The sequence below is a fragment of the Halogeometricum sp. S1BR25-6 genome (genome assembly GCF_031624495.1).
GTDB classification, from domain to species: Archaea; Halobacteriota; Halobacteria; order Halobacteriales; family Haloferacaceae; genus Halogeometricum; species Halogeometricum salsisoli.
The window spans coordinates 23,275-44,330 of sequence record NZ_JAMQOP010000002.1 but is presented as its reverse complement, the minus strand read 5'-3'; the positions used below and the strand labels follow the sequence as shown (position 1 = coordinate 44,330).

Annotated in this window: 21 protein-coding genes; 9 read left to right on the top strand and 12 right to left on the bottom strand. The window is 67.9% G+C overall.

Annotation, left to right across the window (positions count from 1 at the left end; genetic code table 11):
• The first annotated feature begins 128 nt into the window (after positions 1–128).
• Positions 129–623: a universal stress protein gene (locus tag NDI76_RS10100; RefSeq protein ID WP_310923951.1), complete on the top strand. Its 495-nt coding sequence runs from the start codon at positions 129–131 to the stop codon at positions 621–623.
• Between the two features lie 110 nt (positions 624–733).
• Here the strand turns inward: NDI76_RS10100 and NDI76_RS10095 are convergent, their stop codons facing one another.
• The gene (locus NDI76_RS10095; protein WP_310923950.1) at positions 734–1,687 is read right to left on the bottom strand and encodes an A/G-specific adenine glycosylase; all 954 of its coding nucleotides are present in this window, start codon (positions 1,685–1,687) and stop codon (positions 734–736) included.
• Positions 1,688–1,791: 104 nt separating this feature from the next.
• On the opposite strand from NDI76_RS10095, the gene NDI76_RS10090 reads away from it, so the two are divergent.
• The gene (locus tag NDI76_RS10090) at positions 1,792–2,115 is read left to right on the top strand and encodes a ribbon-helix-helix protein (RefSeq protein WP_310923949.1); all 324 of its coding nucleotides are present in this window, start codon (positions 1,792–1,794) and stop codon (positions 2,113–2,115) included.
• Positions 2,116–2,142: 27 nt separating this feature from the next.
• Here NDI76_RS10090 and NDI76_RS10085 read toward each other — a convergent pair whose 3' ends face one another.
• Together NDI76_RS10085 and NDI76_RS10080 are read right to left on the bottom strand one after the other, a co-directional pair.
• On the bottom strand, positions 2,143–2,661 hold the full coding sequence (locus tag NDI76_RS10085) for a DUF7988 family protein (protein ID WP_310923948.1): 519 nt from the start codon (positions 2,659–2,661) through the stop codon (positions 2,143–2,145).
• 51 nt (positions 2,662–2,712) lie between these two features.
• Positions 2,713–4,986, bottom strand: coding sequence for a methyl-accepting chemotaxis protein (locus tag NDI76_RS10080; protein ID WP_310923947.1), 2,274 nt, complete (start codon positions 4,984–4,986; stop codon positions 2,713–2,715).
• A 293-nt stretch (positions 4,987–5,279) separates the two neighbouring features.
• Here NDI76_RS10080 and NDI76_RS10075 point away from each other — a divergent pair, with 293 nt between their 5' ends.
• The gene (locus NDI76_RS10075) at positions 5,280–5,549 is read left to right on the top strand and encodes a BolA family protein (protein ID WP_310923946.1); all 270 of its coding nucleotides are present in this window, start codon (positions 5,280–5,282) and stop codon (positions 5,547–5,549) included.
• Between the two features lie 109 nt (positions 5,550–5,658).
• On the opposite strand, the gene NDI76_RS10070 is transcribed toward NDI76_RS10075, so the two are convergent.
• Genes NDI76_RS10070 through NDI76_RS10055 form a run of 4 tightly spaced genes read right to left on the bottom strand, consistent with a single transcriptional unit; the run spans position 5,659 to position 10,107 of the window.
• A complete protein-coding gene (locus NDI76_RS10070) occupies positions 5,659–6,798 on the bottom strand; it encodes an ABC transporter ATP-binding protein (RefSeq protein WP_310923945.1) in 1,140 nt (379 codons plus the stop codon).
• 1 nt (position 6,799) lies between these two features.
• The gene (locus NDI76_RS10065) at positions 6,800–7,699 is read right to left on the bottom strand and encodes a carbohydrate ABC transporter permease (RefSeq protein WP_310923944.1); all 900 of its coding nucleotides are present in this window, start codon (positions 7,697–7,699) and stop codon (positions 6,800–6,802) included.
• Positions 7,696–8,712, bottom strand: a complete 1,017-nt coding sequence (locus tag NDI76_RS10060; RefSeq protein ID WP_310923943.1) for a carbohydrate ABC transporter permease — start codon at positions 8,710–8,712, stop codon at positions 7,696–7,698. Before NDI76_RS10060 ends, NDI76_RS10065 begins: the two co-directional genes overlap by 4 nt.
• Before the next feature lie 9 nt (positions 8,713–8,721).
• Positions 8,722–10,107 carry an ABC transporter substrate-binding protein gene (locus NDI76_RS10055; protein WP_310923942.1) on the bottom strand — a complete coding sequence of 462 codons (1,386 nt, stop codon included), beginning with the start codon at positions 10,105–10,107 and terminating at the stop codon, positions 8,722–8,724.
• Between the two features lie 350 nt (positions 10,108–10,457).
• Here NDI76_RS10055 and NDI76_RS10050 point away from each other — a divergent pair, with 350 nt between their 5' ends.
• The 3 genes from NDI76_RS10050 (at position 10,458) to gatE (ending at position 14,299) form a co-directional block, all read left to right on the top strand.
• Positions 10,458–11,864, top strand: coding sequence for a class II fumarate hydratase (locus NDI76_RS10050; protein ID WP_310923941.1), 1,407 nt, complete (start codon positions 10,458–10,460; stop codon positions 11,862–11,864).
• A 174-nt stretch (positions 11,865–12,038) separates the two neighbouring features.
• Positions 12,039–12,203: an HVO_2901 family zinc finger protein gene (locus NDI76_RS10045; RefSeq protein ID WP_310923939.1), complete on the top strand. Its 165-nt coding sequence runs from the start codon at positions 12,039–12,041 to the stop codon at positions 12,201–12,203.
• 227 nt (positions 12,204–12,430) lie between these two features.
• On the top strand, positions 12,431–14,299 hold the full coding sequence (gatE, locus tag NDI76_RS10040; protein WP_310923938.1) for a Glu-tRNA(Gln) amidotransferase subunit GatE: 1,869 nt from the start codon (positions 12,431–12,433) through the stop codon (positions 14,297–14,299).
• On the opposite strand, the gene NDI76_RS10035 is transcribed toward gatE, so the two are convergent.
• Both NDI76_RS10035 and NDI76_RS10030 read right to left on the bottom strand, forming a co-directional pair.
• Positions 14,296–14,718, bottom strand: coding sequence for a MaoC/PaaZ C-terminal domain-containing protein (locus tag NDI76_RS10035; protein ID WP_310923937.1), 423 nt, complete (start codon positions 14,716–14,718; stop codon positions 14,296–14,298). The genes gatE and NDI76_RS10035 overlap by 4 nt on opposite strands.
• 338 nt (positions 14,719–15,056) lie before the next feature.
• On the bottom strand, positions 15,057–15,986 hold the full coding sequence (locus tag NDI76_RS10030; RefSeq protein WP_310924941.1) for a M48 family metalloprotease: 930 nt from the start codon (positions 15,984–15,986) through the stop codon (positions 15,057–15,059).
• A gap of 114 nt (positions 15,987–16,100) precedes the next feature.
• On the opposite strand from NDI76_RS10030, the gene NDI76_RS10025 reads away from it, so the two are divergent.
• Positions 16,101–16,376 (top strand): hypothetical protein, encoded by a 276-nt coding sequence (locus NDI76_RS10025; protein ID WP_310923936.1) that lies wholly within the window; start codon positions 16,101–16,103, stop codon positions 16,374–16,376.
• A 1-nt stretch (position 16,377) separates the two neighbouring features.
• On the opposite strand, the gene NDI76_RS10020 is transcribed toward NDI76_RS10025, so the two are convergent.
• Both NDI76_RS10020 and NDI76_RS10015 read right to left on the bottom strand, forming a co-directional pair.
• Positions 16,378–17,190, bottom strand: coding sequence for an RNA methyltransferase (locus NDI76_RS10020; protein WP_310923935.1), 813 nt, complete (start codon positions 17,188–17,190; stop codon positions 16,378–16,380).
• A 5-nt stretch (positions 17,191–17,195) separates the two neighbouring features.
• The gene (locus tag NDI76_RS10015; RefSeq protein ID WP_310923934.1) at positions 17,196–17,771 is read right to left on the bottom strand and encodes a DUF8114 family protein; all 576 of its coding nucleotides are present in this window, start codon (positions 17,769–17,771) and stop codon (positions 17,196–17,198) included.
• Positions 17,772–17,886: 115 nt separating this feature from the next.
• Here NDI76_RS10015 and NDI76_RS10010 point away from each other — a divergent pair, with 115 nt between their 5' ends.
• Both NDI76_RS10010 and NDI76_RS10005 read left to right on the top strand, forming a co-directional pair.
• The gene (locus NDI76_RS10010; protein ID WP_310923933.1) at positions 17,887–19,077 is read left to right on the top strand and encodes a dihydropteroate synthase; all 1,191 of its coding nucleotides are present in this window, start codon (positions 17,887–17,889) and stop codon (positions 19,075–19,077) included.
• A 184-nt stretch (positions 19,078–19,261) separates the two neighbouring features.
• Positions 19,262–19,936: a 6-hydroxymethylpterin diphosphokinase MptE-like protein gene (locus NDI76_RS10005; RefSeq protein WP_310923932.1), complete on the top strand. Its 675-nt coding sequence runs from the start codon at positions 19,262–19,264 to the stop codon at positions 19,934–19,936.
• 65 nt (positions 19,937–20,001) lie between these two features.
• On the opposite strand, the gene NDI76_RS10000 is transcribed toward NDI76_RS10005, so the two are convergent.
• Positions 20,002–20,931, bottom strand: a complete 930-nt coding sequence (locus NDI76_RS10000; RefSeq protein ID WP_310923931.1) for a DUF8054 domain-containing protein — start codon at positions 20,929–20,931, stop codon at positions 20,002–20,004.
• Between the last annotated feature and the right edge of the window lie 125 nt (positions 20,932–21,056).

Sequence of the window (21,056 nt, the reverse complement as noted above, 5' to 3'; positions counted from 1 at the left end):
CGGACCGCCCGCGAATCCGCTGAGAACGACCCGGCCGCCCGACCCTCACGAACGTACGGTACAAATATTTACTCGGAATAGAGTTAATCTACAGAAGGTTTATCCGCGCTCCTCGCGTACGGTTTCGTATGGAAACGCCAGTAGCGACTCGAAAACCCACGCAGGCCGGACTCCAGAACGTTCTCGTCGCCGTCGGACCGACCGACAGCGACCGCCTCGACCGCCTCGTCGAGGAGACGGTGGACGTCGCCGGCCCCACCGGCGCGACCGTCGTCCTCGCGCACATCTTCAGCCCCGAGGACTTCGAGGACCGAGTCGAGGCGCTGGGCTTCAGCGAAGCGGCGAACGACGTCTCCCCCGACAGCGTGGCCGTCCGGTACTCCGTCATCCGCGAGTTCGCTGACCGCCTCGACGCCGAGGGAATCGACTACGAGGTTCGAGGCACCGTCGGCATCGAGGACGAGGGTATCACCGCCTTGGCCGAGGAATCGGAGGCCGACCGCATCCTCGTCGGCGGGCGCAAGCGCTCTCCCACCGGAAAGGCGGTCTTCGGGAGCCTCGCACAGCAGATCATGCTCTCCGCGCCGTGTCCGGTGACGTTCGTCCGCGCGGACACCGAGTAGAGGAACTCGGTACCCTCGGACGAGTCTTTTCGCCGTCCGTTCTTTCCGCTATCCGCTCTTTCCGCGACAATCGCCGTCCGCTCCGTGTCTCGTTTCGGGCGCAGCGACGCTCAGCCACGAAGCCGAGCGACCGTCTCGCCGTCGCGTTCCGCGAGTTCAACCAACTCGTCGTCGGCGAGGTCGGAGAGGAGACCGCAGAGCCACTCCTCCCCCGTCTCGCCGCCGTAGTCGACGCGGATTCGCGGGCCGAGGTCGGCCAAGGGAAGTTCGTCGTACTCGCCGAGGACGCGAATAATCCTCCCCCGGAACTGTCGTCGACTCCCCTCGAACTCGGGTTGCGTCGGTACGTCGGGAGCGGTGAAGTCACCCGTCTCGTAGGCGTGACACCATGTCCGCCACGGACAGCCCTCCTCATCACACTTCGGCGTCTTCTGACAGGCGACCCCGCCGAGTTCCATGACCGCGTTGTTCCAGACGCGCGACTCGCCGTCGGGCATAAGATGTGAGGCGACGCGCTCGAAGGTGGGGTCGTCGTCGGGAACGTCAAAGGCGCGGTGCAGAACCCGTTTCACGTTCGTGTCCACCACCGCGTCGCCGTTGTCGAACGCGAAGGAGGCGACGGCGTTCGCCGTGTACGGACCGACGCCCATCAGTTCCGACAGTTCGTCGGGCGTCCGCGGAAACTCCCCGTCGTACTCCTCGACGACCTGCCGGGCCGCCTCGTGGAGGTACTTCGCGCGGTTGTTGTAGCCGAGGCTGTGTCCGCTCCAGAAGGAGACCACGTCGCTGCGGTCGGCCGCCGCGAGGTCGGCGGCGGTGGGCCACTCCTCCAAGAAGTCCGCCCACGCCTCGACGACGCGACCGAGTTGCGTCTGCTGGCTCATCACCTCGCTCACGAGAATCTCGTAGGGGTCGTGCGTCCGCCGCCACGGGAAGTCGCGGTGGTCCGCCTCGTACCACTCGACGAGGGCGTCGCGCACGGCGTCCACCTCCGCGGGGTCGTCGGGGAGGGCGGGAGCGTCACCGTCGTCGGCGTCGAGGGTCGAAGCGTCGCCGTCGGTCATCGTGCGGAGGTGGGTCGGTGCGGGCTTAGGGGTGGTGATTCCGCGTCGGCGTCGGTCGCTCCGAGTCGCAGAAACCTTACGCGCCGCTCTCGTCGGAGGCGGGTATGGGACTCGACGAACTCACCGACGACGTCGAAGCCGCGTACGCCGACATCGACGAGGAGTCGACGGCCTCGCTGGACCGCGAGACGAGACACGAACTGGCGATGCTGTCGGCCGCCTTCGAGACCGACGAGGTGGACGAACTGCTCCGCCGGGCGGTCCACCTGCTCTTTCAGACCACCGTCGACCGGGGAACCCTCGATTTCCACCTCCGACAGGGCTACGACGTGACGTACGACGAGTACCTCTCGGGGATGACGTACGACGAGATGACCGGGCAGGACCAGTACCCGCAGCGAGACGACGAACGCCGCTACCAGATGTGAGCGTCGGGGGAGTCGGACGGCGCCGGGTCAGCGGAACTCGACCGCCGGGTCGACGCCGTCGCGTCTGACGTAACCGGGTTCTCCGCCGCTCCGGTCGATGTCGAAGACGCGGAGGGAGACGACCAACCGACCGTCGTCCAGCGACGCCCGCAGGAGGACGCCCTCGCTGGTGACGACGACGTACGGCGGCGCCGCGACGGGCGAGGCGGGCATCGGACGCCCGGCGGCCGTCACGAGGTCCGAGAGGACGCACGGGAGGTGCGCGAGCAGTCCCGAGGCGTCAAGCGCCCGGTGAAGCGGGGGGCCGACGGCCTCTCTGTCGGTCGTCCGCGGGGGGCGTTCGGCGGCGGTCTCGCCATCATTTTTGTCACCTCCGTCGCCCCACTCGGCCGCAACGGCGTCCGCGCAGGCCGAGAGAGCTTCCAGTACGTCTGCGTGTTCGGCTGACAGACGTCGCTCGACGCGGCCGACGACCTCGGGCCGGTCCGGCGAGTCGGGCGAGTCGGACGAACCGGGCAGGTCGGGCGAACCGGAAGAATCGCACACGGTAGGCCCGTCCTCGGAGCGTCGGGAGAAAAGCCCGTCGTCGGCCGCCGCTCAGTCGTCGGAGGCGGCGGGCGTCGTCTCGACCGCACCGACGGCGTCTTCGAGTGCGGCGGCCGTCTGCGCGTCGAGACCGAGGTCACCCTCGAAGTCCACTGCCTCGTCCGTCAGGCGGAACTCCGCGAGCAGCCCCCGGAGTTCGCCCGCCCGGTCGGCGAGGTCGGTCGCGCCGTCGGCCACGTCGGCGAGCGTCGCGGTCTGCTGTTCGGTCGCCGCGGAGACGTTCTGCGCCTCGGCGGTCGTCTCCTCGCCGATGCCGGCGAGTTCGTCGGCCATCGAGAGCACCTCGTCGGCCGCGCCGGTCTGTTCGTCCATCGCGGCCGCGACTTCCTCGACGCTCGCGCTGTTCTGGCTCACGCCGGCGGCTATCTCGTCGAACGACGAGAGCGCCTCGTCGACGTCGTCGGTTCCCGCCGCGACCCGTTCGCGCATCCCCTCGATGCCGTCGACCACCTCGGCGCGCTTGTCTTGGAGCGTCTCGACGTGGGTCTCGATGGTCTCGGCGTACGTCGCCGTCTCCTCGGCGAGGTGTTTCACCTCCTCGGCGACGACGGCGAACCCGGCGCCCGCCTCGCCCGCCCGGGAGGCCTCGATAGAGGCGTTCAGCGCGAGGATGTTCGTCTGCTCGGCGAGGTCGGCGATGACGCCGGTGACGCTGCTGATGCGGGCTATCTCCTCGTCTAAGTCCTCGACCAAGGCGACGGCCTCGCGCGTCTCCGCCTCGATGGCCTCGACGCTGTCGAGCGCCTCGTTCGCCGCCCCGTGTCCCTCGTCCGCCCGCCCGGCGACCTGCGCGGACCCGACGGCCAAGTCGTCGGTCGTCGCCGACACCTCTTGCACCGACGCCGACAGCGAGCCCATCTCCCCGGAGAGGTCCGAGAGGTGGTCGGCCTGTTCGCGCGCGCCGGCGGAGATGTGCTCGACGGAGCGGGCGATTTCGTCGCTGGCGGCGCTGACCTCCGCGGCGCCCTCGGCGACGCCGGAACTGCCGGACGCGACCGTCTCGCCGAACGCCGTGAGGGCGAGCAGCGTCGCCTCCAACTCCGCGGTCATCTCGTTGAACGCGGCGGCGATGGTCCGCATGTCCGCGGAGTCGGAGTCGGCGTCCATGCGGACGGTCAGGTCGCCGTCGGCCGCCTCGCTCATCACGTCGCTGTAGCGGCGGGCGTCCCCGCGCTGGGATCGGAGGTCGTCTCTGAGCGACGCGACCCCGTCGACGACGGAGCCGAACTCGTCGGTGCGGCCCGTCGGCAGCGACACGTCGAGGTCCCCCTCGCGGAGGCGTTCGACGCGCCCCGCCAGCGCGGCGAGGGGGCTGACGGTGGTCGCGTGAATGATGGCGCCGAGGGCGACGAAGCCGGCGACGACGACGCCGAGGAGGACGAGCAACTGCTCGCCGACCTGCGATTCGACCGCGTACACCGCGACGCTCGGGGCGTGGACGACGGCAACGAAGTCGGTGTTGGCGACGGGCGCGTAGGCGACGAGGTGCGATTCGTCCATCACCCCGTTGGCGGCCTCCTCGTAGACGCCGGCGTTTCCGGCGGCGCCGTCGGTCAGCGCCGTCGCGTCCTCGACGCCGTAGTCGCCGTAGTCGCCGCGCCCGGAGGCGTCGAACTGGACCCGCCCGTCGGTCGTGACGACCTGCGCGAAGCTTCCGTCGACGGCGGTGTCGAGGGTGAGTTCGGCGTAGCTCACGTCGGCGACGACCATCACCACCTTGTTCGATTTCAGTTGGACCGGGCTGACGAACGCCATCAGTGTCCGCCCGTCGCGGCGGTACGGTCGCGTGACCGACACGTCGTCGGCGACGGGCATCTCCATCGACCCCTCGACGAACTCGGTCCCCTCGGGCAGCGGCGCGGTGCCGACGGCGTCCTCGCGGGAACTGGCGACGACCTTCGAGTACTCGGTGTCGACGTAGTGAACCTCGGCCACGGCGGTGGGCAGGACGGCCCGTTCGCGGCGGAGGTACTGCGAGATGACGGGGTCGTTCGCCGTCTGGAACACGTTGTACCGCGAGACCATCCGCGCGGTCTGTCGCTGCTGGGTCATCCACCCCGAGAGCTGTTCGGACTGGAGGGTGGCGGTCGTCTGCAGGTCCCGTTGAGCCGAGTCGCTCACCTCCTCGGCGACCGTGACGTACGTGTAGCCGCCGACGGCGACGACGACGACCGTGACGACGGCGAACAGGAGGGCGAGTTTCGCGAGGTAGTTTCCCCGGAGTCGGTCGGGGAGCAGATCATCGAGCGTGCGGGCGATGTTCATCTGACTCGTTCGATGACAGTTCGGGTCAAAACAGTTCGCCGTCGGTTATCAGATATGATTTTAAAATCCGGTTCGACGCCGGAGCTGTCGATTCGAGAATCGGTGACCAGTACGAACACATCGCGCTCCAGCGGCCCCGATTTCGGTTCGGGCGCTCTGCTCTCAGTAGGGTGGTTACGTTCGTTCCTCGTCGGTTATCACCTCTGACTCCAGAGGCGGCGGTTGAGAGGACGCGGGCGGACGGACCGGTCGCTCCCGGAGGACTTTATCCGGCGGCGACCCCACCGGCGGGTATGGAGACAGCAGAAGTCGAACGACTCATCGAGTCGGGTATCGAGGACGCGGAGGCGACGGTGACGCTCCCCCGGGTTCCGGACGAGGAGCACGAGGACGCCCACTTCGCGGCCGTCATCGTCTCGCCGGCGTTCGACGGGAAGACGCTCGTCCAACAGCACCAGATGGTGTACGACGCCCTCGGGGAGTCGATGACGACGGACATCCACGCGATGGAGTTGAAGACGTACACGCCCGAGGAGTACGAGGCGGCGAGCGAGTCGGCGTGAGGAAGAAGAGCGATAGTAGCGTCTGCAACTGTGTACTCATCCGACCGCACGCCGTCGTGCGGTCGAGTGTGTGGAGACGTGCAGACGCTACTATAACGGAGCGGTCCGCTCAGACGCGCGGTTCGTTCTCTTCGAGTTCGGCGAGCGAGCGATTCTTCAGCGTCTCACCCGTGTCGGTGTCGAACAGGTGGACGGCGTCCTCGGGGATACGAGCGACGACCGGTTGCCCGGCGTCGAGGCTCCGCATCCCGTCGATGGTCGCCACGAAGTCCGCTGGGTCGTCCGTCTCGAACGAGAGGTAGACGTTGTTCTCGTTGCCCATCGGTTCGACGACGTCGACGACGGTGCCGAAGTCGTGGTCGCCCTGTCCCTCGTCGACCAGTTGCACGTCCTCCGGGCGGATGCCCAGCGTGACGTTCGTCGCGTCGCCGATGGCCTCGCGCGTCTCCTGCGAGATGGGGTAGTCGAGTTGGTCGCCGCTCAACCGGTCGCCCTGCACCTCCATCTCGAAGAAGTTCATCGAGGGTTCGCCGATGAACCCCGCGACGAACAGGTTCGCGGGTTGGTGGTACGCTTCGAGGGGCGTCGCCACCTGCTGGAGGATGCCGTCGTTGAGGATGGCGATGCGGTCGCCCATCGTCATCGCCTCCGTCTGGTCGTGCGTGACGTAGACGGTGGTGACGCCGAGGTCCTCCTGTAGGCGCTGCAGCTCCGTGCGCATCTGCGAGCGGAGTTTGGCGTCCAGATTGGAGAGCGGTTCGTCCATCAGGAACACCTTCGGGTCGCGCACGATGGCGCGGCCGAGGGCGACGCGCTGTTGCTGCCCGCCCGAGAGTTCGCCGGGTTTCCGGTCGAGCAGGTTGCCGATGCTCAGCATCTCGGCGGTGTCGGTGACCACCGACGATATCTCGCCGTCGGCCATGTCGGTCGACTCTTCGAGGCCGAACGACATGTTCTGGCGGACGGTCATGTGCGGGTACAGCGCGTACGACTGGAACACCATCGCGATGTCGCGTTCGCGCGGGGGGCGCCCGGTAACGACGTCGCCGCCGAGGCGGATGTCGCCGCTGGAGACCGTCTCCAGCCCCGCTATCATCCGGAGCGTGGTGGATTTCCCGCACCCCGAGGGGCCGACGAGGACGAGAAACTCGCCGTCGGGGATGTCTATCGAGACGTCGTCGACCGCGACGATGTCCGAGCCGTCGTCGTCGTACACCTTCGTAACGTGATCGAGTGTGAGTTCTGCCATGCTATGTTTCACCTGCGACCCCTTCGGCGAACTGGTCGCCGAACAGGACGTACACCAAGAGCGTCGGGAGTGCCGCGACGAACGCGGCGGCCATCTGGACGTTGTACTGCTGGACCATCGAGCCCTGGAGTTTGTTCAGCGCGATCGTCGCCACCTCGCTCGTCGGCGAGGACACCAACACCAGCGCGAACAGGAAGTCGTTCCACACCTGCGTGAACTGGTAGATGAGCACCACCGCGAACATCGGCTTCGACAGCGGGAAGATGATGCGCCGGTAGATGCGCGAGAACGTCGCGCCGTCGATGCGCGCCGCCTCCAGCATCGACTCGTCGAAGCTCGCGTAGTACGACCGGAACAGGATGGTGCAGATGGGTATCCCGTAGGCCGTGTGCGTGACGACGAGTTCGATGAGTCCGACCCGCTGGGCGAGGAACGGCACGCCGGCCAGGTAGTTCTGCAGGCCGACGATGGTCCAAAAGCGCGTCAGCGGGACGAGCACGGACTGGTACGGGACGAACATCCCGGCGACGAACAGCATCAGCACGCCGGCCTGTCCGCGCCAGTTGAGGTTCGTCAGCCCGTACGCCGCCACGGACCCGATGAGGCCCGACAGCACCGTCGCCGGGATGGCGACGAACGCGCTGTTGTACAGCGCGCCGGAGAAGTCCGTGAGCGGACCCTGCATCGTCGCCCACGCCTCGTACCACGGTTCGAGCGTGAAGCCGTCGCCGAACGGCGGCACGAACGGCGTCGACGAGAAGAACGCGTCCTGCGTCTTGATGGCCGTCATCAGCCCCGTCTCCAGCGGCGCGAGGTAGAACAGCGCCATCGCGACGAGAACGGCGTACAGCGCGATGCGGGAGACGCTCGGGAAGCGTCCGTCCTCGGTGTCTGCGCTCATAGGTCACCCCGCTGGTACTGCACGTACAGGTAGGGGCCGATGACCACCAACGCGAGTCCGAACAGCACGGTTGCGATGGCCGCCCCATACGCCCAGTTCGAGGAGCTGAACGCCTCGCGGAACATCATCGTCGCGAGGATGTCCGTCGAGGGGCCCGGCGTGTCACCGAACATGACGTAGAGGAAGTCGAACGCCTTCAGCGCGAACACCATCAGCACGACGGCGGCGCTCATCGTCGAGGCGCGCAGTTGCGGGATGATGACGCGCCAGTACATGCGGAGCGTCGAGGCGCCGTCGATGCGCGCCGCCTCGAACTGGTCGCTCGGGATGGCGCGCAGACCGGCGAGGTAGACGACCATGCAGTAGCCGCTGAACTGCCACATCAGCGCGAAGATGACCGCCGCGAGCTTCGTGTTCGGGTCGCTGATCCAGTCGTTCGCGAGGAAGCCGAGGCCGGTACTCCTGAGAAGGACGTTGATGAGGCCGAACTCAGGGTTGTACATCCACGCCCAGAAGATGGCCGTCACGACGAACGACAGGCTCATCGGCAGGAGGTAGATGGTCCGCAGCGTGTTCTCGAAGCGGATGCCCCGGTCGACGAGGATGGCGACGAGGAGACCGACCACCAGCGAGACGACGGTGAACGCGACCAGCAGAACGACGGTGTTGCGCGCGGCCGCGACGAACGTCGGGTCCGCCAGCATCCGCCCGTACATCGAGAAATCGAGGTTGCCGTAGTCGGGACTGCCGAACCCCTCCCACTCGGTCAGCGAGATGACCGCGTTCCAGCCGATGGCGCCGTAGACGAACAGGCCCATGAGGAGCGCCGGCGGGAGCCAGAAGGGGAGCGAGCGGACGAACTCCGACTCGCGCCACGAGCGCTGGGACTGTTCGGTCGACCCCGCCGTCTGCGTGACGGTGCCGCCGTCGGTCCGAACGTCGCCGTCGCTGTCGCTCGGGTCGCTCCCTTCGCCGCCGCGGGTCGCGAGTCGTCGAAAGAGTGATTCGAGCATCGTCGCCCGTTAGTTGGACGGGAAGGCGTTCACGAGCGCGGTGGTCGTCGATTCGACGTTCCACTGCTCGTTGAAGCCCGCGAACGCCTCGTCGATGTTGCCGTGGACGTCCGGGGTGACCGCCGTCCCGTGCGCGATGGTCGGCGGCTGGGTCTCGGAGTTCTTGAAGTCCTCTATCTGCGAGGAGAGGAACGGCCCGAACTGGTCGGCCGGCACGTCGGTTCGGGGCGGGATGGAACCCTTGATGGGGTTGAACCGCTCCTGGGCGTCGACGGTGCCGCAGTAGCTCAGGAACTTCCGCGTCGCGTCCGGCGACGGGTTGTTCTTCGGGAAGACGAACGAGTCGGTCACGACAGAGTACATCGAACCGGTGCCCGGGAACGGGACCATGTTCCAGTCGCTCTCGTACTCGAAGTCCGAGGCGGACTTGTACTGCCCCGCCGCCCAGTCGCCCTGGTGGATGAACGCGGCGTTGCCGTTGACGACCTTGCTGTTCGCCTGGTCCCACGAGATGGAGCCGGCGTCGTCGTTGAAGTGCTGGTGGTAGTCCTTCAGCGTCTGGAGCGACTCGCTGACCGCGCTCTCGTGCTGACCGATGTTGCCGTTCACGATGGCGTCGTTGTACGCGTCGACGCCGTTGGACCCGAGGAAGATGGTCTCCCACAGTTGGACGGACGACCACGGCGACTGCGTCTGGTGGGCCATCGGCACCGCGTCGGTGTTCTCTGCGACGGTGCCGAGCGCGTCGGTAACCGCCGCGGGGTTCGAGAGGTTGGAGGGGTCGACGCCCGCCTCCTCGAGGACCGCCGTATTGTAGAAGAGGTTGTTGAGCCGGTGGATGTTGAGCGGCACCGCGACGTAGTTACCCGCCGGTTGGGCGAGTTGCTGGACGCCCTGCCGGTAGGCGTCGCGCATGTCCTGGCTCCACACCGAGTCGCCCAGCGTGTTCAGCACGTCGCCCTCGACGTACTGGGTGAGCGCCTTACCCGGCCAAATCTGGAACGTGCTCGGCGGGTTCTGGTTGAGCACGCGGTTCTTGACGACCGTGTCGAGCGCCGACCCCGCGCCGCCGGGCGCCGGGTTGTTGTTGACCTGCACGTCGGGGTACTCCTGCTTGAACCCCTCCAAAAGCGCGTTCAGCGCGTCCTGCTCGCCGCCGGCCGTCCACCAGTGGACGAGTTCGAGCGCGTTGCCGCTGCCGCCGCTCCCTTCGGTCGTCGTCTCGGTGGACTCGCCGCTCGTCCCCTCGCCGCCCGCCTGTGTCGTCTCCGTCTCGGTCCCCTCGCCGCCGCCGCTCGAACAGCCGGCGAGTCCCGCCATGCCGGCCCCGGCCAGACCGCTGAGTCGGAGATACGTGCGTCGGGAAAGTCCGTCGTCGGTAGTGTTTTCGTTCATGGTAATTTGTCGTTGACAGTTGCGCGTAAACCATTACCGCATGGTTTAGTTAAACATTTCCGGTCTTTACTGATATATGAGTGAATCGATATATAGCCAAAGAATATCATACACTAAATCGACTGACTCCGGTCAGGTATCGTCGATATTAATAAATTACCCGACAGGTCTTTGCTGACGACGGCGAAGAAAATCTCTCCGAACAATCGTCTTTCGAGCCGCTCGACCGATGTTTCGTTCCAGTTCCCGAAAGATTGGTTTCGGTTCGTGAAACGGCTGCTCGGGCGTGCTGGGGGACGAATGGAACCGGGACCAACGGTTTTACGCGGGCACCCGTCGTCCCCCGAGATATGAGCGAGGACTTCCGTACCGAACGGGACAGTCTCGGAGAGATGCAGGTGCCAGCGGACGCCTACTGGGGAGCGCAGACCCAACGGGCCGTCGAGAACTTCCCCATCTCAGGTATCACGTTCAGCCGTCGGTTCGTCCGCGCGCTGGGCGTCGTGAAGAAGGGGGCCGCGCAGGCGAACCGCGACCTCGGACTCCTCGAAGCGGAGAAGGCCGACGCCATCGTCGAGGCCGCCGACGAGGTCATCGCCGGCGAACACGACGACCAGTTCCCCGTCGACGTGTTCCAGACAGGGTCGGGTACCTCCTCGAACATGAACGCCAACGAGGTCATCGCCAACCGCGCCGCCGAGTTGATGGGCGAGGACATCGGCGACCGGGTCGTCCACCCGAACGACCACGTCAACTACGGGCAGTCCTCGAACGACGTCATCCCGACGGCGATGCACGTCTCCGCGCTCGAAGCGGTCGAGAAGGACCTCCTGCCCGCCCTCGACACCCTCCGGGAGTCGCTCGAAGCGAAGGAGGAGGAGTTCTCGGGCGTGGTCAAGACGGGCCGCACCCACCTGCAGGACGCGACGCCCATCACGCTCGGACAGGAGTTCGGCGGCTACCGCACGCAGGTCGAGAAGGGCCTCGGCCGCCTCGACAACGTCCGCGAGCACCTCTCGGAACTCGCGCTCGGCGGCACCGCGGTCGGCACCGGGCTGAACACCCACCCCGAGTTCCCCGAGAAAGCGGCCGAGTACATCTCCGAGGAGACGGGCATCGAGTTCCGCGAGGCCGACGACCACTTCGAGGCGCAGGCGGCCCACGACGCGATGAGCGAGGCGCACGGCGCGCTCAGAACGGTCGCCGGCTCGCTGAACAAGATAGCCAACGACCTGCGCCTGCTCGCCTCCGGCCCGCGCAACGGCCTCGGCGAGATAGAGCAACCCGAGAACCAGCCCGGAAGCTCAATCATGCCCGGGAAGATCAACCCGGTCGTCGCCGAAGCGGTGAACCAGGTCCACAAGCAGGTCGTCGGCAACGACGCCGCCGTCTCCGCCGGCGCCGCCGAGGGGCAGATAGACCTCAACCTCTACAAGCCCGTCATCGCGCACAACGTCCTCGAATCGACGCAGATGCTCTCGAACGCCGCCGAGACGTTCGGGACGAAGTTCGTCCGCAAACTCGAAGCCAACGAGGAGGTCTGCGAGGAACAGGTCGAGCGCTCGATGGCGCTGGCCACCGCCCTGAACCCGACCATCGGCTACGACAAGGCGAGCGAGGTCGCGAAGACGGCGCTGAAGGAGGGCAAGACCGTCCGAGAAGTCGTCGTCGACAAGGGCTACCTCTCCGAGGAGGAGGCCGACGAGGTGCTCGACCCCGAGAAGATGACGCACCGGGGCATCCTCGGCGACGACTGAGGGCGCACCGGGCCGGGTCGACACGGAGTCGATGTGCCGTGATATCGCCTCTCAATAGTTTCTTTCGGAATCGTCCGCTCGGTAATCGTGCGACGGCGCCGCAGCCGTGCGCAACAGTCACGAACGACGGACAGAATCGGTATTTTGATGCCGGAATCCGTAGAAATAGCAATCATGCCGAGCCTTCAGTATCGGCGTGAGCACGGCCGCGACATGTTGGAGTGTCGAGGGTGCGGTGCCACGTTCCCGGAGGGGCGAGCGACGAACGACGGATGGCACTACGAGTGCCCCGAGTGCAACGAGGCGACGGGTCTCGGTCAGGGCTTGCGCCGCGTCTAAGCGACGGACAGAACGGGTCCGCTCCCGGACCCGAGCCGAAACGGGAGGATGGAGCGCGGAGCGTCGATTTCCGGCGGATGCGGCGTCGGCCGCACCCGCTCGCTAATTGAGACCTGAGGAGCGCCTCCGCCCGCGGCCCCGTGTCTCTCGTCCCGACTCTCCTCCGACCCGAGGCGCCGGCGTTCGTTGTGAATCCTTTTTACACCCCGCACTCGCATTGGCTACCAATGAGCGCGTACGACTACGAGGACCTCGGACTCGTCGCGGGGCTGGAAATCCACCAGCAACTCGACACCGCGACGAAGCTGTTCTGCGGGTGTCCGACCGCGATCCGCGACCCCGACGACGCCGAGCGGACGTTCACCCGGTTTCTCCACCCGACGAAGAGCGAACTCGGCGAACTCGACGAGGCGGCCTTAGAGGAGAGCCGCGTCGACCGCGAGTTCGAGTACCTCGCCTACGACACCACCTGTCTGGTCGAAGAGGACGACGAACCGCCGCACCGACTCGACCGGGAGGCCCGCGAGGTAGTCATGCAGATAGCCTCGCTCCTCGACATGGACGCGGTGGACCAAGCGCACGTCATGCGCAAACTCGTCATCGACGGCTCGAACACCTCGGGCTTCCAGCGCTCCTCCCTGGTCGCCCAAGACGGCGAAATCGAGACGAGCGACGGCCCCGTCGGCGTCGAGGACCTGATGCTCGAAGAGGAGTCCGCACAGCGGGTCGAAGAGCGCGAGGACGGCGTCACGTTCTCGCTGGACCGACTCGGGATTCCGCTCGTCGAAATCGGCACCCGGCCGGACATCTCCTCGCCCGAACAGGCGCGCGAGGCGGCCGAGACCATCGGAATGTTGCTGCGCTCGACCGGGAAGGTGAAACGCGGCCTCGGCACCATCCGGCAGGACGTGAACGTCTCCATCGCCGAGGGCGCGCGCGTGGAGATAAAGGGCGTGCAGGCGCTGGACGCCATCGACGACATCGTTCGGCAGGAGGTCGGCCGGCAGGTCGAACTGCTGGCCATCCGCGACGAACTGGAGTCGAGAGACGCCTCGGTCGGCGAGACGACCGACGTGACCGACGTGTTCGAAGACACTGATTCGGGCGTCGTCGGCGGCGCCCTCTCCTCGGGCGGCGTCGTCCGCGCCGTCCCCCTGTTCGGCTTCGACGGCCTCGTCGGGCGGGAGATTCAGCCCGACCGCCGCCTCGGCACCGAACTCTCGGACCACGCCAAGCGCCACGGCGCGGGCGGCATCTTCCACACCGACGAACTGCCCGCCTACGGCGTCACCGACGAGGAGGTAGAATCCCTCCGCGAGGCCGTCGGCGCAGGCGAGGACGACGCCGTCGTCATCGTCGCCACCGACCCGGAGACGGCCGAACTCGCCATCGACGCCGCGCAGGCCCGCGCGGAGACGGCGCTGTCGGGCGTCCCCGAGGAGACCCGCGGCGCCAACGAGGACGGCACGACCCGCTACCTCCGCCCCCTCCCCGGCGCGGCGCGGATGTACCCCGAGACGGACGTTCCGCCCGTGGAACTCGACCCCTTGGAGGTCGAGACGCCCGAACTGCTCACCGAGAAGGTCGAACGCTACCAATCCGAGTTCGGTCTGGGCGCCGGCCTCGCCGAACAGGTCGCCTACGGCCGGAAGATGCCGCTCTTCGAACGCGCGACCGACGAGGGCGTCGACGCGACGTTCGCGGCCGGCCTCCTCGAATCGACGCTGACCGAACTCCGCCGCGACGACGTGCCCGTTGAGAACGTCTCCGACGAGCACCTCCTCGACCTCATGCACCTCGTCGAGGACGGCGAGTTGGCGAAGGAGGGCGTCAACGACGTACTGACGGCCATCGCGGAGAATCCGTCGCTGACGGCCGAGGCGGCCGTCGAGGAGGCGGGCCTCTCCGGCGTCGACGAAGACGAGGTGCGCGACGCCGTGAGCGACGTCGTCGAGCGCAACCGCGCGCAGGTCGAAGAGCAGGGCATGGGCGCGTTCTCGGCGCTGATGGGCGAGGCCATGGGCGCCCTCCGCGGGAAGGCCGACGGCGAAGTCGTCAGTTCGGTGCTCCGCGAGGAGATACAGAAGCGCGCCTAGGGCTTCCGAACGAGTCCGGTCACCGTCCCCGTCATCACCACTTCCGCGTCGGCGCCGCCGTCTCCGGATTCACCATCCGCTCCGTTCTCCCGCGTACAGGTCACGTCCACCGAGAGGTCGTGCCGGTCGTCTCGCTCTTCGACGCTCTCGACGACGCACTCACAGCGGACGCTGTCGCCGGTGTACACGGGTCGGTGAAACTCGAACGCGAACGAGCGACCGAGCACGCCGAGGTCGCCGCCTACTTCGGTCGGCAGCGTCGCCGTCAGGAGGCCGTGGACGAGCAGTCTACCGTCCGCGTCGGGTTCGGTGTGTCTCGGTTGGTCGTCGTTCGAGAGCGCCGCGAACCGTCGGACCTCCTCGGTCGAGAACGACCGCTCGACGACGTGCGTGTCTCCCTCGCGCGGACGCTGAGGCATGGTTCGGACGCACTCGCCGCCGGCGGAAGAACCTGTCTCCGGGGCGCCGTCTACGGACAGTCGAGTCGGGACAGAACGGAAAAGCAGGCGCGTCGGGCCGGGCGTGCGGACTCTCGATGACTTCTCCCCGACGATCAACGAGGAAGCGTATTCACGCGTTTGGGTTCTTAGCTAGTGCACAGGTTCTGGTTGGGCCTGTGTGGCCCGACAAGCCCGCCAGAAGACCGGGGCGACCGGCCTTCCCATGCGTGTGTTTGTATCCCATGGTTGTTAAATCCAACGAACCGGTGTCGCTCCGACGTCCGTCTGGGCACTCTCTCCCTCTCAGCGCCGTTGCGTCAACGAATCCCGATTCGTACCCCGTCGTCCTCGGCGCGGCGACGGAGTCGCTCGACGCGGTCCTCGGTTCGCGGGTGCGTCGAGAACAGGTCGCGGAGGGCGCGTTCCCCGCCGGACTCCACTTCGCCGCGAATCCACAGCGGCGAGAGGATGCCGAACTCTGGGGTCGCCGCGCGCTCTATCTTCTCCAGTGCGCGCGCGAGGGCGAGCGGTCGGCCCGTGACGGCGGCGGCGCGGGCGTCGGCGGCGTACTCGCGACGACGCGAGTGCGCCCGCGCGAACAGCGTCACCGCGGCCATCGCCACGGTGACGCCCTGTTCGAGGCGCCGGCGGGCGCGTCCGGGGACCGTCTCGCCCCACGAGGAGGGGTCGCCGCGGAACCACGCCGCCGCGAAGGCGAGTCCGTTGACGAGGAACACGACGGGCGAGACGACGACGTACGCGAGGCTGACGACGGTCTGAACGGTGCTGAACGCGAGCGTCTGAACGAGGCTGTCGCGGCGTTCGAGGTGCGCCAGTTCGTGCGCCAACAGCCCCTCGAACTCCGCGCGGTCGAGGAGACGAAGCAGGGCGGCGTCGACGACGACGGTGTCGCGGCCCGCGGTGTCGAGGGCGAACGCGTTCGGCGTCTGCAGTCTGACGACCATCAGGCGCGGCGCCTCCACGTCCATTCGTTCGACGAGGCCGCCGAGCACCTCGTAGGCGCCCGGAACGCGCGCTCTGGACAGTTCGCGGGCGTCGAGTTGGGCGAGGAGGCGCGCCGTCCCGACCCGGAGGCTGAGGTAGCCGAAGACGACGGTGAGGACGACGACGGCGAGGACGGCCGTCGTCGGGTCGGGTCGCAAGCGCCACAGCGTCGCCAGCGCGACGTAACTGCCGTACGCCAACAGGCCGTAGAACAGGAGGACGACGACGCCGACGAGAACCATCAGAAGCCGGATACCGCCGCGGGCGGGGGAGGCGGACATCGAGGGCCGGTAGGGAACCGAGCGTCAAAACGGTTCGTTCGGCGGCGGTCCGTTCGACGAGGGGACCGGCGGCCGGTGCGTCTCGGCGACACGCTTTCGCTCCGCCTGACGGTCGAGGAGACGGAGGCCGAACGGTCGGACCGCGGTCTCGTGAAGACGCGAATCGAGGTTCTTAGAGGCGTCGCGGACGCGGACGGCGAGAACGGAGTCGACGGCGGTGACCGGGACGACGGTGAGACGGACGCGGAGGTCGTCTGCTCGATGGTCGCGCTGACGCTGTTCGCGCGGCGCGAAGACGGAACCGAGGGGGAGAACGGGGACGAAAGCGGGGACGAGAGCGGAGCGGCGTAAGCTACCCGTCGGCCCCGTCGCTCTCGTCGCCGACTTCTCCGACCGCTTTCGTGGCGTCCTCCGCCTCCCTGTCGCCGAACCCGCCCAGCCGCTCCAGTCGGTCGGTGGCGCGGCGGAACACGCCCGTCAGCGTGTGTATCTCTCGGTCCGTGGGGTGAGCGCGGCCGACGACGCGGCGCATCATGCGCATCGTCTTCGGGCGCTTGTGGTCGCGGTGCTCGACGCGTTCGAGGAACGACCCGAAGTTGTCGTAGAACCGCTCGATGTCCCCCTCCTCGGCCCTGTCGCGTTCGACGTCGGGTAACTGCGTCTCCGCGACGGTCAGCGAACGGAGTTCGTAGAACAGCACCGTCGCGGCCTGTCCGAGGTTGAGGACGGGGTACTCGCCGCTGGCCGGGATGGAACACACCTCGTCGAGGCGCGCGAGTTCGTCGTTGTTGAGGCCGCGCCCCTCCCGGCCGAAGACGAGAGCCGTCTTCGTGTCGACCGTCTCTAAGCTCTCGCGCACCTCGACGGGCGTCTTGAACGGGTAGCGGACGTGCTTTCGGCTGTCCTCGTTCGTGATGGCCGTCGTGCCGACGGTGTGGTAGGCGTCGACTATCTCCTCGAAGGTGACCTCCTCGGCGTTCGGGAGGACGTCCTCGCGAGCGTGGCCGGCGAATCCGTACGCCTCGCCGTCGGGTTCCAGCTCCGGCGGGTTCACGAGTTTGAGGTCCGTCAGCCCGAAGTTCTTCATCGCCCGCGCGATGGTGCCGACGTTTCCGGGCGTCTCGGGTTCGACGACGACGACGATGGGGGTGTGACTGCGCGGCATCGCCGTCACTTCGTGGGGTAGTCCTGCCCCAAGTCGAGTCGGTTCTGGTCCTCGTCGTTCCAGTCCTCGTACGTTACCTCGCCCTTCTTGAAGTCGATGCGCTTGCGCTTGCCCTTCTGTCCTTCGTTGAGGCGGCGGTTGAGTTCGGCCGGGTCCGGCGGCGTCGGCAGTTCGTCCGGGTCGGTGTCGACGTGGTCGGGCCCCTCGTAGTCGTCGGGGGCGCGACCGCCGGCGGCGAACCACTCGTGGAACTCGTCTCTGAACGTCTCCTCGCCGCGGTACTCCGACCCGCCGGCCTCGCGGTACCAGTAGAAGAAGTCCACCTCGTGGTCGGGACAGAGGAGCACCTCCTCCATCGGTTCGCCGTACACGACCGCCGCGGGGTTACAGCGCCGCTTCTCCGCCTCGCCGTGGACTAAGTAGCAGGCGTCGCAGGGTTTCGACTGTAGGTAGGTGAGTCGGATGAGTCGCGTCCGGGCGTCCTCGGGAACCTCGTCGAGCGGACGGAACTCCCCCTCGCCGGTGAACACCTCCGACTCGTCGAAGCGCCATCCGCGGAGTCCGATACTGACCTTCGCCATGAGCGGAACGTAGCGGGCGCGCGGATAAAAAGAGCGTGACTCCGGCGTTCGAGGGTGAAAGCGAGGGCCGCCGAGACCGGACCGCATATGTCGGTCCCATCCTACGTCCCCATCAATGCAGACCGTCGACGCGGCCGGACTGGAAATCGGTGACGACCGACCGCCGCGAATCATGGGCGTCCTGAACATCTCGAAGGAGTCGCCGTACTCCCCGAGCGTGTTCGACGACCCGGGCGAGGCGGCCGAGTACGTCGACGACGCCCTCGTCGGCGAGGGCGCCGACATCGTCGACGTGGGTCTGGAGTCGGCGAACAAACGCTTCGAGGTGCTGTCGGCCGAGGAGGAACTCGACCGACTCGACACCGCAGTCGAGGCGATGGAGAGCGTCTCCGGCGACGCCGTGTTCTCCATCGAGACGCGCTACCACGAGGTGGCCGACGAGGCGCTCTCGCGGGGGTTCGACATGGTGAACGACATCTGCGGCTTCGCCGACCCGGAGATGCCCGTCGTCTGCGAGGACCACGACGCCGCCGTCGCCAAGATGGCGTCGCCGCCGGACCTCGAACGGCCCGGCGCCGTCGAGGAGGTGGACGACATTTACGACGCTCTCGCGCGGAACGGCTTCACCGACAAAACCATCGTCGACCCGGCGTTCGGCGGGTGGTCCGAGGCGAAGACGCTCGAACACGACCGGGAGACGTTCCGCCGCCTCCGCGAGTTCCGCGGGTACGGTCGGCCGATACTCGTCTCCATCAACCGGAAGAACTTCCTCCGCGAGGTGGCCGGACGCGACACCGAGGACGCCCTGCCCGTCTCGCTGGCGGCCACCTCGATGGCCGTCGAACGCGGCGCGCACGTGATTCGGACCCACGACGTGGCGGAGACGCGGGACGCGGCGCTCGTCGGGAAGGAGTTCGCCCGGCGGCGGACGCGGACCCGCGAGGATTCCTCCGACCCCGGCGACGGCGACGTGAGCGTCGAGGAACTCGACGTGACGACGCCTCGGGAGGCCGAACGCCACCTCGACCGCCTCGGCGTCGAGGCGCCGGCGTCCGTCGCCGAGGAGTCCGTCGTCCGGGTCTTCGAACTCGACGGCCTCGCCGACGAGGACGTGCGGACGCTGGCCGCGGCGGCGGGCGACGCGGGAGCGACGCTCGCGCGGGGGACGACGGTATCGGGGGCCGCCGGTCACGACGTCCTCCTCCTCGGGACCCCCCGCGCCCTCCGCGAGGCGGCGACTGTCGCCGAGGGTGAGTCCGATGCGCTCCGGTCGGCGCTCGACTCGGTGAGGCAGGCGGTCTTCTGAGCGCCCGAGAGACGGCGAAAAGCGCCGTGCGGTGCTTGTATTTTTATCACCCGGACACTTAGCTAAGAGAAAACTTATGCCGGACGACCGAGAATCGGTCCACTGGAAGCCGGAAGGGCACACGGGTAGGGGTACTTGGTGCCATTCCGGCCCACACCGAACTATCTTTGCGGAGTCCTAACCGATGGAGTTCACCGACTGGGAATCCGTCTACGAGCGGATTCTGGCGGATTTCGGCTACCCGCGGGAGGGCGACGAACGCGCCCGCGACGCGATGGCGGAGTTCGCGCGCCCGTTCGACGCGACCAGCGTCGACTGCGCGGGCGAGACGGTGGCCGTCGTCGGGGCCGCGCCGTCGCTCCCGGCGGAGGTGGGCACCGTCGCCGACGCCGACCGGGTGTTCGCCGCCTCGACGGCGGCGGACGTCGTTCGCGAGGCGGGGTATCGGGTAGACCTGATGGTGACCGACTTGGACAAGAACCCCGAGACGGCGCGGGAACGCACGCGCGCCGGGCGACCCGTCGCGGCGCACGCTCACGGCGACAACGTCCCCGCCGTCCGCGAGTGGATGCCCCGGTTCGACGCCGAACACGTACTGGCGACGACGCAGGCGGCGCCCGTCGGAAACGTCGTCAACCACGGCGGGTTCACCGACGGCGACCGGGCGGCGTTCCTCGCCGACGCGTTCGGGGCCGCCGAACTCCGGTTCGTCGGGTGGGACTTCGACGACCCGAGCGTCGGCGCCGCGAAGGCGCGGAAGTTGCGGTGGGCGGAGCGGTTACTGTATCTCCTCGAAGGGCGCCGCGGCGAGCGATTCGCGGTGCTCGACGGGCGACGGGAGTCGATACGGCCGCCGTAAGAACGGGAGAAACGAGGGTGGAGGAACCGACGGAACCGGTGGGACCGGTGGCCCGCGAAGAGTACTTAGACCTCCGCGTCGGCGTCGCGTCGGAGCGGCCGGTCGAGGGGAACCGGTTCGACCGACGCCTCGAACAGACGGGAGGCGCAGGCGTCGCAGGTGGCTGCGAGGACCGACTCGTTCGCGAGGGTGGAGTCGTGGGCGGGGGTCGGGTGAGGGCCGAGGCCGGTCGCCGGCGACCCGACTCGGGAGACGGAGATCGCGCCGTCGCAGACCGGACACCAGTCGAGGCGGAGTCTGAGCGCCGCGAGGACGCGGACGCGGGTCATCGGGTCCAGCGTCCACCACTCGGGAAACCGCGTCCGGAACTCCTCGACGGCGGTGACGTCCGCGAGGAACGCGGCGCGCGAGGGCCACCGGCCCGCCGGTCGGTCGCGGACCGAGGCGACCAGCGTCCCGTCGTCGGCCTCCCATGAGAGGTCCACCTCCCGAGCAGGGACCGAGAGCAGGTCGGCGAGGGCCGCTGGGTCCTCGCTCCGGTCGCCCATCGAGACCATGCGACGGCGCCACGTCCGCTCGAACGCCGGGTCGACGCGCGGGACGTCGGCCTCACCGTCGACGAGCAGGTCGGCGCGGCGGAGATGCAACTCGGCCGGGTCGAGGCCGGACTCCGTGGAGGGTCGGGCGTCGTCGGCGAAGAGACCGCGCGCCCCGGCGGCGACGCGACGGGGGAGGCGTCGGACCGCGGCGCGGAACGCCGGATTGTCGGCGATGACCACCGCCGCCGTTCCCGCGAGAACGAACGAGACGACGACGCCGGCGGTCGGCCACCGCGCCGCCGTCCCGACGACGACGCCCGCGAGGACGGCGAACGCCGCGACGGTCAGCACGACGACACGGGGGTCCCGGCGGCGTCGCGCGGCGAGGGCTATCGAACGAATGGACGTACCTGCTGTCGCGGTGCGTCTGCGGACGCGGTCGAGCACTCTCGCCACTACCTGAACACCAACGGGTGCTCCGGGTTAGGTATGCGGCGCTTACTCCCGATTCACGACATATCCGCCGTTTTTTCGCCCGTCCTATCGACCGTTAAGCGGTGCATCGTCGAATCGTCCCGGCG

Excerpts from the sequence above, each read along its gene's own strand:
- NDI76_RS10045 (WP_310923939.1), top strand. The coding sequence starts at position 12,039 with ATGCCGAGCCTTCAGTATCGGCGTGAGCACGGCCGCGACATGTTGGAG.
- NDI76_RS10015 (WP_310923934.1), bottom strand. The coding sequence starts at position 17,771 with ATGGCGAAGGTCAGTATCGGACTCCGCGGATGGCGCTTCGACGAGTCG.
- NDI76_RS10050 (WP_310923941.1), top strand. The coding sequence starts at position 10,458 with ATGAGCGAGGACTTCCGTACCGAACGGGACAGTCTCGGAGAGATGCAG.
- NDI76_RS10100 (WP_310923951.1), top strand. The coding sequence starts at position 129 with ATGGAAACGCCAGTAGCGACTCGAAAACCCACGCAGGCCGGACTCCAG.
- NDI76_RS10055 (WP_310923942.1), bottom strand. The coding sequence starts at position 10,107 with ATGAACGAAAACACTACCGACGACGGACTTTCCCGACGCACGTATCTC.
- NDI76_RS10035 (WP_310923937.1), bottom strand. The coding sequence starts at position 14,718 with ATGCCTCAGCGTCCGCGCGAGGGAGACACGCACGTCGTCGAGCGGTCG.
- gatE (WP_310923938.1), top strand. The coding sequence starts at position 12,431 with ATGAGCGCGTACGACTACGAGGACCTCGGACTCGTCGCGGGGCTGGAA.
- NDI76_RS10065 (WP_310923944.1), bottom strand. The coding sequence starts at position 7,699 with ATGAGCGCAGACACCGAGGACGGACGCTTCCCGAGCGTCTCCCGCATC.
- NDI76_RS10020 (WP_310923935.1), bottom strand. The coding sequence starts at position 17,190 with ATGCCGCGCAGTCACACCCCCATCGTCGTCGTCGTCGAACCCGAGACG.
- NDI76_RS10060 (WP_310923943.1), bottom strand. The coding sequence starts at position 8,712 with ATGCTCGAATCACTCTTTCGACGACTCGCGACCCGCGGCGGCGAAGGG.
- NDI76_RS10090 (WP_310923949.1), top strand. The coding sequence starts at position 1,792 with ATGGGACTCGACGAACTCACCGACGACGTCGAAGCCGCGTACGCCGAC.
- NDI76_RS10005 (WP_310923932.1), top strand. The coding sequence starts at position 19,262 with ATGGAGTTCACCGACTGGGAATCCGTCTACGAGCGGATTCTGGCGGAT.
- NDI76_RS10030 (WP_310924941.1), bottom strand. The coding sequence starts at position 15,986 with ATGGTTCTCGTCGGCGTCGTCGTCCTCCTGTTCTACGGCCTGTTGGCG.
- NDI76_RS10070 (WP_310923945.1), bottom strand. The coding sequence starts at position 6,798 with ATGGCAGAACTCACACTCGATCACGTTACGAAGGTGTACGACGACGAC.
- NDI76_RS10080 (WP_310923947.1), bottom strand. The coding sequence starts at position 4,986 with ATGAACATCGCCCGCACGCTCGATGATCTGCTCCCCGACCGACTCCGG.
- NDI76_RS10010 (WP_310923933.1), top strand. The coding sequence starts at position 17,887 with ATGCAGACCGTCGACGCGGCCGGACTGGAAATCGGTGACGACCGACCG.
- NDI76_RS10095 (WP_310923950.1), bottom strand. The coding sequence starts at position 1,687 with ATGACCGACGGCGACGCTTCGACCCTCGACGCCGACGACGGTGACGCT.
- NDI76_RS10075 (WP_310923946.1), top strand. The coding sequence starts at position 5,280 with ATGGAGACAGCAGAAGTCGAACGACTCATCGAGTCGGGTATCGAGGAC.